Origin of the sequence: Sphingobacterium yanglingense (assembly GCF_004363245.1) — a bacterium.
GTDB classification, from domain to species: Bacteria; Bacteroidota; Bacteroidia; order Sphingobacteriales; family Sphingobacteriaceae; genus Sphingobacterium; species Sphingobacterium yanglingense.
In genome coordinates, this window is the sequence record NZ_SNYV01000017.1 from 143,110 (window position 1) to 158,574 (window position 15,465).

Consider the following 15,465-nt stretch of genomic DNA (forward strand, 5'->3'; position numbering starts at 1 on the left):
GTTAGTTAATGAATCAGACCTCCTTAGAAAGTTACATTTAAGCCAAATTCAAAGATGCGCTGTTGCGGATAAAACCCGTTATTTACGTTAGGCATCTCGGGGTCGATATACTTTAATTTATCCCACGTAAACAAGTTTGAGCCAGAAACAAACAGTCTGATATTCTCAACTTTTACCTGTTGCAACATTGCTTTAGAAAAAGTATAGCCTAACTGAGCAGACTTCAATCGTAAATAACTTCCGTCGCGCACCCATCCTGAGTTAGAAAAACCATTTTGATTGGAGATACCCGTTGCTTTATAAGCACTCAGTCGTGGAAATTCAGCATTCGGATTATCTGGTCTCCAAGAATTTTCAACTAAGAAATAAGGCGAGTTTCCGTAATTATAAAATGCTCTTGTAAATGGTGTATTGTCATCAACACCGCTAGTATTTGAAGACCCCTCATAAGTACCTGCCAAACTAATATTTACCATAGTTGCTCCTTGTAACAGTGCTGAAAAATCAAAGCCTTTATAAGCCAAATCTATATTCAAACCGAAAGTTAACTCGGGCACATTAGAGCGACCAATGTAAGTTTGATCCTCCGCTGCAGTAATTTTGCCATCCCCATTAAGATCTCTGAATTTAAAGAACCCAGGAGCCAAAGTACCTCCACTAGGTGTCGGGGTGTTTCTAGCCTCTTCCCAATCTTGAATTATTCCATCAGAAATAAATCCGATTTTGGTACCGACAGGCTTACCAATCAAACTCTTCCATGCTGGTGTGCCATCAGGTTCATCTCTTTTTAAAATACGGTTACGAGCCCAATTCACATTACCTGTTACACCATATTTAAACTCTCCTACCCGATCATTATAACGCAACTGTGCATCAAAACCTCTATTATCTACAGAGCCCACATTAACTAACGCCGGATAATAACCACCCATAGAACCTGGATACAAATTGTTAACCCGCTCAAGTATATCATCTGTAAGACGGTAGAACCATTCAAAATCAAAACCCACTTTTCCATTTAAGAACCTAGATTCAAACCCCACATTCATAATACTAGACTCTTCCCATCTCAACGTTGGATTCTGCAAAGGATTGGTATAGATAGGCATTACCGGTTTTCCACCGATTACAACAGGAGGAGTGTGCGCATGTGGTACAGTATTATTAATAGTGGTCTGAGAAAAAGTAGATAAGTAAGGGAAGGTACCTACCTGAGCACGATCATTTCCAGCTCTACCATAGGAGGCTTTCACCTTCAGAAAATCAACCGTCTCTAAAGCTTTTGCAAAGAAATCTTCTCGAGAGACAATCCAACCTAACCCTACCGCAGGAAACGACTTCCAACGGTTTTCCTTAATAAAGTTTGCCGAAGCATCCCACCTCGACACCAACTCCACAAGATATTTATCTTGATAAGCATAGTTTAAACGTGCTACAAAACCCGCTCTTGCCGTTTCCGCATCACTAGAGCCCGTAGCTGCAATTAGATCATTGGGATCTGTCGATCCGTAGTTAATTTCTTGAATAATAGAAATTGGAAAGTTACTAGCCCCAGTTGCAAAAATATTGCCCTTTGTCCCGGAATATTCATATAAGGCCAACCCCGTAAAGGCATGATCTCCCACAGTCTTGCTGTAGTTCAAACTCGACTGCATCGTCTTTCTATAAGATGCTTGATAATCCTGTCTTAGCGTTGTTTTCCCTATACCTGGCACCACATCCAATGCTATGTAATCACCTTCCACCTGATCACGTGCACGTCCCATAGTACGGTAAGGCGTGGTCCATCTTTTCCCCTCTCTTCCAGTAAAATCATAAGCCCCTTGTACTTTCAACACGAGGCCCTCTACCCCTGGCACGCGAAAATCAAGATTCGCCTGCCCTTGAAATATATTGGATTTATACTTCTGATATCCCGAATTTTCTACAGAGGCGATGGGATTCACCCAACCAGCACCTGCTTGGTAAGCCGTCGGAAGACCATTGGGTGCGTACATCGGCAAGTTAGGCAACATACGAACCGCTTGATAAAAAGGATTCATATATTCTGAATTATCCGGCGAAATCCCAGGCGTATTACTAACTTGATTACGTAACCCAACATTTAGTGTGAGTGTAAGATAATCATTGATGTCATTTTTCAAATTTGTCCTGACATTGTATCGCTTAAATCCTGTGTTATCAATTACTCCATCTTGGTCCATGTGACTTATAGAAGCAAAATATTGCGACTTACTTCCTCCTCCAGAAACAGTAGCCGCATGATGCTGTGAATACGAATTATTATCAGTCAGCAAACTTACCCAGTCCGTATTTCCCAATAACGGGTTTGTATTGGTACCGGAACGAACAGCATCAATCATTTCTTGGCTGTAAACTAATCCCACTTGAGCCTGATTGGTACTCAGTAAAAAATCATTATCTAGTTCTGTTCCTTTGTTGTACCAAGTCATATAATCTGCCCCATCCAAAAATTTGGGAAATCTCGTATTCTGACCAATACTGTAGCCAAAATTATAAGAAACCCTAGTTTCCTCTTTACGTCCAGATCTTGTTTTGACGAGAATAATACCATTTGCAGCCTGCAATCCGTATGCTGCAGTGGCTACTGCATCTTTAAGAAACGAAATAGTTTCAATCTCACTAGGGTCTAAATACGCCAAAGTGGACAGGCTTCGTTCAATATCATCAATGATGACCAATGGTGATTGATTTTCCCCGTACGTACCTACACCACGTAAATACAATGATGTATTATCAGCACCTGGCCTTCCCGACTGTTGCAATCCTGTTAATCCTGGTACCCGCCCTACGAGCGAGTTTGTAATATTCATGGAAGGCGCTTTTTTAATATCATCAGCAGATATCTGCGTAACAGATCCCACAACATTGCTTCTTTTTTGCGTACCATAAGCCACAACCACAACCTCATCAATCTCTTTATCGCTTGAAGCCAATACAACGGTCACATTATCAGCAGTCCTAACAACCTGTTCTTTTGCCTGAAAACCGACATAGCTAATTTCTAAAGTCAAAGGAAAGCTATCAGAATTAATTTGAAAAAAACCTTTACCATCCGAAAATACAGAGGTTGCCTTTCCCTTTAACTTAATGTTTGCCCCCGCGACAGGTCTACTCCTTTCATCAAGAACGTGGCCTTTCAGCACAGATTGGGCAAACGTCACAACAGTTTGCATCAGCAAAAAAAGCAAACTAATGGTCTTTAGGTAACAAGACCGCTTAAAGTTTAAAAATTGCATAATTTAGTGTTTAATGTTTATTTTAAATATTCATCTATTCAAAACATAGCTACTCGTTGAAATTATAATCAGTTAATCAACAAGAATAGGACCCCAGCTATCTGGCATTCCCTTTTATCAAAAACAAGAATATTTCCCTACGAACAATACGATATCATATTTAAGCTTTGCTCGGTACTCCGGCACTAAATAAGAAATAAAATATCAAACAATCAACTTATTTATAATTTTTTTTAATATATAATCCATAAAAAGAGATATATGAAACAAAATAAAACACCATTTAAGTAAATAAAATACTATATAAACAAAAAAATCTCATCGCTTTTAACAATGAGATTTTCGAAAAATAAAAGCATATCTATTACGCTTCTTCCAATTCCTCTGGCTTTTTTAAAGGCACCAACCAAGTCACTATAAAAGCTGGTATTGTCGCAATCATGACCCATATAAAGAACTCCTTATACCCCATCATATCACTCAACCAGCCACTGATCATCGATGGTATCATAAATCCAAGATTCACAAGACCGCTCCCAAAAGCATAATGTGCCATTTTATATTTTCCAGGGGCTATATTCTGCATAATAAACAGGATCAATCCAACAAAACCAAACCCATATCCAAAATATTCAATAACAACTGCGCTCCCAATTATATATAGATTTTCGGGTTGTGTTACAGCTAGAAAAGCATACGCAGCAAAAGGTATATTAAAAGCAGTACATAGGATCAAAAGCGATTTTCTATTTAATCCGCTCTTAGCAATAAAATTACCCGCTACAATAGATCCCAAAACAAAGGCAATAGCTCCAAAAACACCATACAACAAGCCAATCTGCGATGTACTCAATTCCAAGCCCCCTTCAGCACGCGATGACTTGAAGAAAAGAGGAATTATCTTAATAGCCTGCCCCTCGGCGAAACGATAAAAAACAATGAACGCTAGACTGAACCAGATATGCTTCTTCTGAAAAAAAGTAATAATGACATCTTTCAAAGTCGCCATCCCTTCTTTAAAAGTAGAGGATTTCACAGTCGATTCAGTGGACGGTAACACGCGCATATTACACAATCCTAACAACAGCATGATAGCTCCATACACGAACATCACAATCATCCATGCGTTATGAATACCAACTTCCCGCTCCAACTGACCAGCAAAGTAAACTAATGCACCACCAGAGAAAACCTTAGCTACGTTATAAAAGGCACCTTGCCAACCCACATATTTAGCCTGCTGCTTAGCAGACAATTCATTGAGATAAACACCGTCTGCAGCCGTATCATGAGTAGCTCCACTCAATGCTATAATTGTCAATATTGCAATCGAAAAGCTAAAAAAATGATCCAACTGCAAGGTCAATCCCACCAAACCAAACAATATCCCTGTGAATATCTGTGTAATATAAACGAAGAATTTCCTTGTCTTATACAACTCCAAAAAAGGTCCCCAAAGTGGCTTCAGCGTCCAAGGGATCATAATCAGCGAAGTCCAAAAGGCGATCTGTGTATCAGATACGCCCATATTTTTATACATAATAGAACTGGCGCCTGATACTGCCACAAAGGGCAGTCCCATAGCAAACCAAGTTGTAGGTATCCAGTACATTGGATGTAAAGCCTTCTTATTCTCCACGCGAAACGGTATTTGGTCTTTAAATGATTACTTGAAAGTTCAATTTTATCAAAAAAAAACTTAACAAACAACTTATTATTAAAATATTTTAAAAACAAACTATCATTAAAAGCCATCTATACCATAATAAGTTCTTGTTGAGTAACTTTTTTACTATATTTAACCCTATTCATAGGGTAATCATTTTCGAAATGGGATCAAATTTTTTGACAGACTTACACAATGCGAATATCTCTGGTGTTGCATTTAAAAACATAAAACTTAAAAAGAAAATCTTAGCATACTTTGCTGCTGAAGAGCTCGCGACTATAGCGGAACTTAGCAAAGAATTCAATATCAGCATTCCTAAAATCAATGAATCAATCAACGAACTCATTGAAGAGAAACTGGTTAAAGATTATGGAAAGCAAACCTCTAATGTGGGGCGAAAGCCAAATAATTATGGGTTAGAAGCTAATTCGGCCTTTTTTATTGGCGTTCAGGTCAGCCATGATTTTTTAAGCATTGCGATGATCAATATGAAAAAAGAGCTTATCGCCAGCAAACATGACATAACCTACACCCTAGAAAACAATGAGCAATCTTTATTAGACATCTGTAAGGAAATAAAGGAATTCATTGTCAAACTAAACATAAAGAAAGAAAAAATATTGGGAATAGGTGTCAACCTATCTGGACGTATCAACTATAGAACCGGATATTCTTACAGTTACTTTAACTTTTATGAAGATCCGCTCTCCAATTTCTTCGAACAAGAGTTAGGTATACGGACATTTCTAGAAAACGACACAAAGGCTCTTGCTTACGGTGAATTTTCGAGTGGCTTACTGACTAATGAAAAAGATGCTCTATTTGTGAATGTCGACAATGGAATAGGCCTAGGTATCCTGATTAACAACCAGCTTTATTATGGCAAATCAGGCTTCTCTGGTGAATTTGGTCATATTCCAATCTTTGATAACGACATTATCTGCAAATGTGGTAAAAAAGGATGTCTCGAAACCGAAGCCTCCGGACATGCTCTACGCCGCATGGTGATTTCTCAGTTAAAAGAAGGAGCGACCAGTATACTAACGAAGAAGTTTCAAGAGATTGAGGACATCCGTTTACATGACATTATTCAAGCAGCAAAGAAAGATGACACACTATGCATTGAAGCCATCAATCAAATTGGTGAAAAACTAGGCCGGGGGCTGGCAGCTTTGATTAACATCTTTAATCCAGAACTCATCATAATAGGTGGAATACTGGCATCATCCGACGAATATCTCAGTCTTCCGCTAAAAAATGCAATCAACAAATATTCACTATCTATCGTCAACAAAGACACTAAAATTGTGATGTCCAGCAATGGTCAAAAATTTGCTGCAGTAGGAGCTTGTTTATTATTAAGAGACAGACTGCTCGAAATAACAGAATAATGTATTGTACAGTTACATCATATTGCGATAATCTACAGACAGACTATCGCAATATTTTACCTTCTGCATCGATAGCTTTGACGTAGGGATCGGCATAACGATCCACCAAAACAGCAAACTCATATCGAGAGACAATATGATTAGGATCATAAACACCCTTAAATTTAAATTTCCTAGACCACTCCTTTTCGACCTCCCGATTCACTTCATCCCCTCTCAGAGAAACATGTTTAATCAGGTCCAGCAATTCGTTCAACTCAAAGTCTCCGCCTTCTTTATTGACAAACCACAATTGGCTACGCGAATACAGACTATTAAAAACAGCCTTGACGCTACCAATCGAAACCGGTCTATTTCCATCAAATAATACTCCTTTTTCAGTGCTTTCCACTGGGAAAAAGGAAACTAAGAATATCTTCTGTAACGATTTAAAATTACTATCCGAAGAGGATATATCAGAAAAGGGCAAGATACGGGCATCAAAAGTCAACAACTCGGTCTGTAACTTCCGCATATCGATTTTATCCGCTGTAGTCTTGAAAAAAGAACAATACGCTGCAGCCGCTCCCACTGCCTGTCCCAAATTAGCACGTAATGATAGGCTATTATCATCCAGACCTACTTGCACAAGATTCGCTGTAAAAAAAACATTGGAATTACTCTGCGAGAAGACATCAAACCACCTATAACCATACAGAGCGTTCTCATACTCCCCTAGAGCCAAAAGTGTACGGCGCTCGTCAGCATTAATTTCCGGCAACGACAAAATACGGGACGGTTTGGCAAACAAATCCGTCGAAACGACATACTGTCTAGTATCCCCCTGTGGAGTAGCATCGACCATAGCGCGAACCCCATATTTTCGCTTATTAGACAATGTTACTGTCAGTTCCTTCTTGCCTTTAGCTATCCCAATAACCTTCGTCCCGCTCACAAGCGTAAGGTTCTGTTGCTTGGCCAACATCCGCTCTAGTGCATTCCGCATTAGACGGGGATTTATATCTTTCTGAAGAGCGATGACCAACGAATCATTTTTACTCTTTAACTGTCCTGTTTCAATCAGTAAATCTTTCCATATCCCTCCCAACAAATGTGCATTACAGACAATGGGCAGAGCAGAACTCTCCACACTTGACATATAGGTAGCTCCTTCATATACCCACACCGTAGGCACATTAGAACGAGCCGCCTGCAAGGCTGCAGCAAAAGCCTCTATCCCATCTCCATAGACCAACAACGTAGGCTTAATCTCTTTTGCTATTGCAGCTGTAACCCCACAGAACAACATGAAGAGACTTATTATTCTAACTTTTAATCTTATCATACTCTAAAGTACATAAAAGTTCTGATTCCTCTCTGCTAACTTTCTTTACTTTTTCCCCTTTACTTTTTTCTAACATATTGCTTTAATGAGTAACTTTGCCACATGATAGAGGAAGATAAATCACTTAATTTTATTGAAGAAATTGTCGAAGAGGATCTTCGCAATGGAACACATGACGGACGTGTATTAACACGCTTCCCACCCGAGCCCAATGGTTACCTCCACATCGGACATGCCAAATCCATCTGTTTAAACTTTGGATTAGCACAGAAATACAACGGAAAGACAAACCTTAGGTTTGACGACACCAACCCTGTCACCGAAGATGTAGAGTATGTAGAAAGTATAAAAAAGGACATACAATGGTTGGGATTCCAATGGGCGGAAGAACTTTATACATCCGATTATTTTGAGACTCTTTATCAATATGCGATCCAATTAATTCAACATGACCTTGCTTATGTAGATGACAGTACTGCTGAAGAGATCGCGGCAGCAAAAGGAACTCCGACCGAACCAGGAGTACCAACTCCGTACCGTAGCCGCTCTATTGAAGAGAATTTAACGCTCTTTCAAGAAATGCGTGATGGCAAATATAAAGATGGCGAAAAGGTACTCCGCGCAAAGATTGACTTGGCAAATCCAAACATGCATTTGCGTGACCCACTTTTGTATCGTATCAAGCATGCACATCATCACCGTACAGGTGACAAATGGTGCATATACCCGATGTATGATTTTGCCCATGGGCAATCCGACTCTATCGAAAAAATAACCCACTCGGTATGTACGTTGGAGTTTATTCCCCACCGCCCACTTTACGATTGGTTGATTGAAAAATTAGAAATATTTCCTTCACATCAGTACGAATTTGCCCGTCTCAACATGACTTACACCGTGATGAGTAAGCGCAAGCTTTTACAACTCGTTACTGAAGGACATGTCGAAAGCTGGGATGACCCACGGATGCCTACTATTTCAGGCTTCCGCAGAAGAGGCTACACTCCTGCCAGTATCCGCAACTTCTGCGAGCGTATTGGCGTGCAAAAGCGCGAAAACATGATTGATGTGAGTCTCCTCGAATTCTGTATCCGTGAAGACCTGAATAAAACTGCGTGGCGTAGAATGGCCGTTCTTGATCCTATAAAAATGGTGATTACCAACTATCCCGATGGACAGGTAGAAGAACTACATGGTGAGAACAACCCTGAAGTAGAGGGAGGAGAAGGAAGTAGAATGATTCCATTTTCAAAGGAACTTTGGATCGAACGCGAAGATTTCATGGAAGAACCGCCTAAAAAATTCTTCCGCTTAGGCCCTGGACTTTCTGTTCGCCTTAAGCACGGGTATATCGTGGAGTGCCATGATTTCAAAAAAGATGAAAATGGACAAGTGACAGAGGTACATTGTACTTATATTCCCAACTCCAAATCCGGAGAAGATACTTCTGGATTGAAAGTAAAAGGAACTATACATTGGGTTTCTGTTGCGCATGCGAAAAAAGCAGAAGTTAGATTGTATGATCGCTTATTCCAAGTCGAAAACCCAGCAGCAGAAGAAGATTTCAAAGCATCTATCAATAAAGAAAGCTTGCACATCATCGAAAATGCATATATTGAACCCGACCTGGCCAACGCAATTCCAGGAAAGGGATATCAATTTATACGTATGGGATATTTTACCCTCGACACCAAATCCACACCAGATCATTTAGTATTCAACCGTACGGTCACGCTAAAAGACTCCTGGGCCAAAGAAGTCAAAAAAGGATAATAAAAAAAGGAAGCTTAAAGCTTCCTTTTTTTATTATCCTTATACGCAGACAATCTAAGCCAGCTGCTCGACGATCTTCTGTGTAGGCCCCGGATTACTCATGGTATAAAAATGTAAAACAGGTGCACCGAAGTCAATCAATTCCTTACACATATTCACCATCCACTCCTGGCTTACAAGTTGCACATCTGCGTTTGTTTTGCAAGCATCTACGGCATCACTCAATTCTTCCGGAATATCCAGGTGGAATATTTTAGGTAGCGCAATCAACTGCTTTTTAGAGGTCAACGGTTTTAATCCTGGAATAATAGGTACATGAATACCATTGTCCCGACACTTTACCACAAACTCCTTATACTTATCAATATTATAGAACATTTGAGTCACAATAAAGTCTGCTCCCATTTCTACCTTCTTTTTTAGCCACTTAAAGTCTGTATTGAAATTCGGTGACTCAAAATGCTTCTCTGGATATCCGGCTACGCCCACACAAAAGTCCGTCTGCTCCGAACTCTCCATATCTTCGTGTAGATAATGTCCGGAATTCATATCCAAGACTTGCTTTAATAAATCTGTAGCATAAGCGTGCCCCCCAGGAGTTGGAATAAAATCGGCATCCCCCTTACGCGCATCTCCCCGTAGCACCAACACATTATCAATACCTAAGAAGTTAAGATCGATCAATGCGTTCTCCGTTTCCTCCTTTGTAAAACCTCCACAAATAAGATGTGGAACCGCGTCCACCTTATACTTATTCATTATTGCTGCACAGATAGCAACTGTACCTGGGCGCTTACGATAAGCAACTCGCTCCAACAACCCATTAGCGTGCTCTTTGTAAAGATAATCCTCGCGGTGGTAAGTAACATCAATGAAAGGAGGGTTAAACTCCATCAATTTGTCCATCGTATTGAAAATACTCTGGATTCCCTTGCCTTTAGCAGGTGGAAGAAGTTCAAAAGAGAACAAGGTCTTTCCATCAGCCTGTTTAATATGGTCGATAATCTTCATACAAATATTTTTAAGGCCAAGAGAAAGCACACAAAGGCACTGTGAGTCTTCAGCTTATCTTTCCCGCCAGCTGGAGGGTAGAATGTAGCACCTTGACAAGTGTCAGGTTGCTAAGGCTTCAGCGGGTCTAGTCCCTCGGCCTTTCTCTATAAGCACTGCTAATATCGGTTTAAAAATTGAAAAGTAAAAATGAAAACTCAAAAAGCGAATAAAAAAGCATCATTTTATTTTTCTCAACTCATTGAAAATCTTACTCTTTATAGAGATCGACCAGCCCTTCAGGCAACTCTACCTCTATAATTTCCTCTTCTTGATCGATTCCTAAAATCAAATCTTCAGAGAGTGGAAACATCATTTCCTTCCCATCCATATCTACTGTAGCAATAAACTGCTGTGGCATTTCCTGCACATCGATAATCTCGCCCAGCTCTCCGTGCTCCTCATCGATAACGAGATAACCAACAAGGTCTGTGTAACGAAAATCATCAGGATCTCTTTCCGGCATCTTATCATTTGGCAGATACATCTTCTTACGTACCAATGCCTGCGCTTTATCAATATGATCTACATCTTCAAATGTAGCATAGGCTGTACTATTATTATGAAGCTTTATCTGATCCACAAAATAAGGAACCAATTTCTTATTGACCTCCAAAAAGATAATCTCCAATTCCAGATCATCATAATCTTCGAACTCAAAAAACAATTGCACCTCCCCTTTAAGACCACGGGTCTTACTTACGTATCCGATATAAAAACTTTCTTCTATTGTCATATTTTCCGAGTAAAATCCAAAAATAAAAATTAAAAACAAAAAGTCGGTCCATATCATGAACCGACCTTTCTTTTGAATACTTTATGAAAGATTAACCTTCAGTTTCTTCTGTGTTTTCAGCACCTTCAGTTGCTTCTGGAGCTTCTACTTCTGCTTCTTCAGCAGGAGCTTCTTCAACTGGAGCATTCTTAGCTGCTACTGCTGCTGCAATTTCTTCTTTTTTCTTAGCCTCAGCTACTAAAGCTGCTTTTTTAGCTTCTTCTTTAGCATTTGCTAGACCAGATTTTTTCACTTCGATTTTAGCTGCGTTACCTTCATTCCAGTTCGCAAAAAGCTCTTCAGCTTTAGCATCATCAAAAGCACCTTTTTTAACACCACCTTGCAAGTGTTTTTTGTACAACACACCTTTGTAAGAAAGGATAGCACGTGCTGTGTCTGTAGGTTGAGCACCTTTGTTCATCCAATCTAACGCTTTATCGAAATCTAAAACGATAGTTGCTGGGTTAGTGTTTGGGTTGTAAGAACCTAAACGCTCGATGAATTTACCATCACGTGGTGCACGTGAGTCTGCTACTACTACGTGGTAAAAAGGTTTTCCTTTTTTACCGTGTCTTTGCAATCTGATTTTAGTTGCCATGTTTGATTATTATTTATGTATTCAACATATCCCCCGTACTGCATGTAAGAGGGGACGCAAAGATAAAAATTAAAAAGGAAAAAGACAAACAGACTTCCAACAACTTAAGCACTATTTAATAGACATACAAATAGCTTACAACAAATGACTTATCATCTGCTATCGAACAGCATCTACAAACATTAAGTTTAACCAAATATACACTTTTGGTTCTCTTTTGAATTTCCCGTTTTTAATTTTTACTTTGTAGGATGAACAACGCAGCTCCTCTCAAGATCCTAAAGGCTTCCGCAGGTTCGGGTAAAACCTTTAGCCTTACTCTTCATTACCTCTCTTTATTACTGGATAACGAGAACAACTATCGAGAGATTCTGGCTGTTACCTTTACCAACAAAGCTACCGCTGAAATGAAAGAACGCATTCTTTCCGTTCTCCAAGGGCTTGCTATAGGTGACGAAAGCCCCAAGATTGAAAGCTTCAGGACACTGCTGATTGAACAGAATCCCAGTTGGGACAGGATATCCATCCAACAAAAAGCACATCTCGCTTACCGCAAAATCTTACATGATTACAGTCATTTCACGATAAGTACAATCGATGGCTTTTCACAGAAGGTAATACGTTCATTCACCTATGAGCTAAATCTCGATGCTGCATACCGAATCGAGATGAACACCAATAAGGTCAAAACGGATCTTACTGTCATGCTCAATCAACTTCTTGATGAGCGCCCCGACCTCCTGAACTGGATCATTGGCTATGCGGAGAAGAAAATAAATAACAATGAAAACTGGAACTACAGAAATCAGCTTGCGCAGCTAGCAAGCCTTATATTTTCCGAAAACTTCCAAGAGTTTGATGGCGCCCTGACAACCGCCAATACCGACGAAGTTTTCAATCTGTTAAACACAGAGGTGCTAGAAAAAACACAGGCTTACCTTGAAACGCTGAGCCTTACGATCACCTCCTTTCAGGAGACCTTTCGTACATTGGGTGTTCAGCCAGATGAACTTAAAGGAAAATCACGAAACAAGCTAGTCGCGGCAAATAAGGTCTCCCCTAAGGTCCACAAGCTAACGCTCTCCGAACTCGAGAAAACGATGGAAAAATTCATCGTACTCCTGGACAACGAGGAGGCATTCACTGACGTAGACAAAAGCATACGGTACGATTACATACAAGGCTTTCAGCCCATTTTAAAGCAATTTGTCGAACTACAGAGACTGACACCGATATATATAGCCTACCAAGCTGTACAAGGAAATCTCTACTACCTTCGTCTACTCAAAGAAATGAGTGACCTCTTGGGAACCTGGCGTAAAGAAAATTCAGCACAGCTCATTTCAGACTCACAGATGCTACTGAACAAATTGGGCCTGGACAATAACAATGATCCTACCTTCATTTGGGAAAAAATAGGTAATCGTTATAACTACTTCCTATTTGATGAGTTTCAAGACACGTCTAGAATCCAATGGAAAAACTATAGCCCACTTCTATTAAATGCACTGGGTAATACCACAGGAAAACGGAACGAACATCTTATTGTCGGTGATGTCAAACAAAGCATCTACCGCTGGCGTAATGGAGACTGGCGCATCTTACTGCAACAGGTAGAAAATCAGGTATCCGACACCTTTCATCTCTCTAAAAGCCAAAAAAATGACTTTATAGAGAACGGGATATTAGAAACAAACTTCAGAAGCCTCCCAAATATCATTCGTTTCAACAATTACCTTTTCCAAAAGATTCCAGTCCATCTCCAACATGTACTGAACGACAAAGTTGCTGAAGAGCTTTCCGAAGAAGGACTACGCTGGTGGAAATCCGAGGCGAATGACAGCATGTTGATACGGGCTTATGAAAACAGTAGTCAATCGATCCCTCCACAAAAAGAAAATAACCCAGACCAACAAGGCTCCATAGAAATTGACTATTTCGCTGTCAGCGACGGCCGATTTAGAGCAAATCAAGTTGTGGATACCGCTGCCGACAATCTCTGTCAGAAAATAGGACATTGGATCTCTACCGGAAGATATGACGCCAAGCAAATCGGCATTTTGGTTCGTAGCAATGCACAGGCAATGCTCATTATCCAGAAACTAATGGCTTATAAAAATGCGAACAACCTCGCTTTTGATGTTATTTCTGGCGACGCTTTGTCCTTGGCTTCTAACGATGCAATCAGTCTACTTATTGAGACACTAAAGGCGATCGTATACACTTCGGACCAACATATCATACACCATGCACGTATCGCATACCTGTATCAACTCATCCAACATCAAACGGCCTTCGATCCTACCCTATGGCTACAGTTTAAAGCCAATGAAATACAGGCTTACAAAGGTATACTGCCCGACGAGTTGATTTCGAATTGGGAACTCTGGCAAAAACTCCCATTGATCCACCTCATAGAAAAACTTATCGAAATCTATGGTTTCACCTCTCCTGGAAATATACACCTCCCCTATATCCTAACGTTCAAGGATATCGTAGGGAATTTTACAGCAAACGGAGAACGTGGGATCACACAATTTCTTGAGTTTTGGGAACAAGACGGCAGTAAAGCAGTTCTTCCCTCTAATGGGAAGGTCAATGCCATTGAGGTCACGACCATACACAAATCTAAAGGACTCGCGTATGATGTCGTGATGATTCCTTTTTGCTCCTGGGGTATAGATGGTATGCTGAACGGAGATTTTTGGATCAATACGGACAATTCACCGTTTGCACAACTTGGCAAAATCCCCATCAAATACAACAGCAATGTGGCCCGTTCTATTTTTTATCAGCAGTACTATGAGGAGATGCTATTCAACTATATGGATTCGCTCAATACCCTATATGTCGCGACCACTCGCGCTATAGAACATCTGTATATCAGCGCTCCGGCATTTAAAGACGTTGTAGACAAGAAAACAGGTGAGATCACAGGGATAGACATCAAAAACGAACTGATTTCGGATGCACTTTATCAGGTGCTTGCCCACGTCAACTCCCCTTTCTTACTGGAAGACAACCATGTATCTGTAGATCAGACTATTTCGCGTTCTACCGACTCCCTATCAGCCAGTGATGACGAAACAAGCATTGCTCTAGCGTACTATCCTACCTCTAAAGCTATGGAGAGTGCACTCAGCAAGGCCAGCCATCGGGGAATAAATACCATTTTGATGATGGAGAAGGCCTCCCAATATGGAATTTTGGCACACGAAATCATGGCCGAAGCGGCGAAAGAAGCTGATATCGCCCGAATTATAGCCCGGTATATAGATGAAGGTATACTTGCCATTGAGAACAAAGAAATTCTAGAAAAGGAAATCCATCAGATCTGGCATCATCCACAGATACACCCTTGGTTGATCGGCAACCATAAAATCTGGAACGAGTCTGCAATAATCACTTCTGATGGTAGAACGCTACGGCCGGACAAGGTATTCACGAACGAACAAGAAACAATCGTACTGGATTTTAAATTTACCAGTGACAATTATATCGAGCACAAGACGCAAGTAGACCAATACATGAAAGCCCTGCAAAACCTAGGCTATGAGCATGTAAAAGGATTTCTATATTATGCCAAAGCAAATGAACTCGTAGAGGTGAGATAAGCGGGGATAGA

9 protein-coding genes and 1 riboswitch are annotated in these 15,465 nt (G+C 40.3%); of the genes, 3 read left to right on the plus strand and 6 right to left on the minus strand.

Translation table 11 applies throughout. From position 1 onward, the window contains the following. Nucleotides 1–23: 23 nt before the first annotated feature. Nucleotides 24–3,260: a SusC/RagA family TonB-linked outer membrane protein gene (locus CLV99_RS18725; protein WP_133586041.1), complete on the minus strand. Its 3,237-nt coding sequence runs from the start codon at nt 3,258–3,260 to the stop codon at nt 24–26. A gap of 364 nt (nt 3,261–3,624) precedes the next feature. After that, nucleotides 3,625–4,899 (minus strand): MFS transporter, encoded by a 1,275-nt coding sequence (locus CLV99_RS18730; RefSeq protein WP_246032803.1) that lies wholly within the window; start codon nt 4,897–4,899, stop codon nt 3,625–3,627. A gap of 191 nt (nt 4,900–5,090) precedes the next feature. Between CLV99_RS18730 and CLV99_RS18735 the strand changes: the two genes are divergently transcribed. Continuing rightward, nucleotides 5,091–6,320 (plus strand): ROK family protein, encoded by a 1,230-nt coding sequence (locus CLV99_RS18735; protein ID WP_133586042.1) that lies wholly within the window; start codon nt 5,091–5,093, stop codon nt 6,318–6,320. Between the two features lie 43 nt (nt 6,321–6,363). On the opposite strand, the gene CLV99_RS18740 is transcribed toward CLV99_RS18735, so the two are convergent. Then, nucleotides 6,364–7,644 (minus strand): FAD-dependent oxidoreductase, encoded by a 1,281-nt coding sequence (locus CLV99_RS18740; protein WP_133586043.1) that lies wholly within the window; start codon nt 7,642–7,644, stop codon nt 6,364–6,366. A 102-nt stretch (nt 7,645–7,746) separates the two neighbouring features. Between CLV99_RS18740 and CLV99_RS18745 the strand changes: the two genes are divergently transcribed. Next, complete coding sequence (locus tag CLV99_RS18745) at nt 7,747–9,417, plus strand: glutamine--tRNA ligase/YqeY domain fusion protein (RefSeq protein WP_133586044.1); 1,671 nt, start codon at nt 7,747–7,749, stop codon at nt 9,415–9,417. Between the two features lie 54 nt (nt 9,418–9,471). On the opposite strand, the gene CLV99_RS18750 is transcribed toward CLV99_RS18745, so the two are convergent. The 3 genes from CLV99_RS18750 to CLV99_RS18760 all read right to left on the minus strand — a co-directional run bounded on the left by CLV99_RS18750 (nt 9,472) and on the right by CLV99_RS18760 (nt 11,840). Next, nucleotides 9,472–10,428 (minus strand): methylenetetrahydrofolate reductase, encoded by a 957-nt coding sequence (locus CLV99_RS18750; RefSeq protein WP_133586045.1) that lies wholly within the window; start codon nt 10,426–10,428, stop codon nt 9,472–9,474. Between the two features lie 51 nt (nt 10,429–10,479). Further along, nucleotides 10,480–10,583, minus strand: a riboswitch (SAM riboswitch). A gap of 95 nt (nt 10,584–10,678) precedes the next feature. Further along, on the minus strand, nt 10,679–11,203 hold the full coding sequence (gene rimM, locus CLV99_RS18755) for a ribosome maturation factor RimM (protein ID WP_133586046.1): 525 nt from the start codon (nt 11,201–11,203) through the stop codon (nt 10,679–10,681). 91 nt (nt 11,204–11,294) lie between these two features. After that, nucleotides 11,295–11,840: a 30S ribosomal protein S16 gene (locus tag CLV99_RS18760; RefSeq protein ID WP_133586047.1), complete on the minus strand. Its 546-nt coding sequence runs from the start codon at nt 11,838–11,840 to the stop codon at nt 11,295–11,297. A 251-nt stretch (nt 11,841–12,091) separates the two neighbouring features. Here CLV99_RS18760 and CLV99_RS18765 point away from each other — a divergent pair, with 251 nt between their 5' ends. Next, nucleotides 12,092–15,454, plus strand: a complete 3,363-nt coding sequence (locus CLV99_RS18765; protein WP_133586048.1) for a UvrD-helicase domain-containing protein — start codon at nt 12,092–12,094, stop codon at nt 15,452–15,454. Nucleotides 15,455–15,465 lie beyond the last annotated feature (11 nt).

Coding starts and splice junctions, on each gene's coding strand:
- CLV99_RS18760 (WP_133586047.1), bottom strand. CDS start 11,840: ATGGCAACTAAAATCAGATTGCAAAGACACGGTAAAAAAGGAAAACCT.
- CLV99_RS18750 (WP_133586045.1), bottom strand. CDS start 10,428: ATGAAGATTATCGACCATATTAAACAGGCTGATGGAAAGACCTTGTTC.
- rimM (WP_133586046.1), bottom strand. CDS start 11,203: ATGACAATAGAAGAAAGTTTTTATATCGGATACGTAAGTAAGACCCGT.
- CLV99_RS18740 (WP_133586043.1), bottom strand. CDS start 7,644: ATGATAAGATTAAAAGTTAGAATAATAAGTCTCTTCATGTTGTTCTGT.
- CLV99_RS18735 (WP_133586042.1), top strand. CDS start 5,091: ATGGGATCAAATTTTTTGACAGACTTACACAATGCGAATATCTCTGGT.
- CLV99_RS18725 (WP_133586041.1), bottom strand. CDS start 3,260: ATGCAATTTTTAAACTTTAAGCGGTCTTGTTACCTAAAGACCATTAGT.
- CLV99_RS18745 (WP_133586044.1), top strand. CDS start 7,747: ATGATAGAGGAAGATAAATCACTTAATTTTATTGAAGAAATTGTCGAA.
- CLV99_RS18765 (WP_133586048.1), top strand. CDS start 12,092: ATGAACAACGCAGCTCCTCTCAAGATCCTAAAGGCTTCCGCAGGTTCG.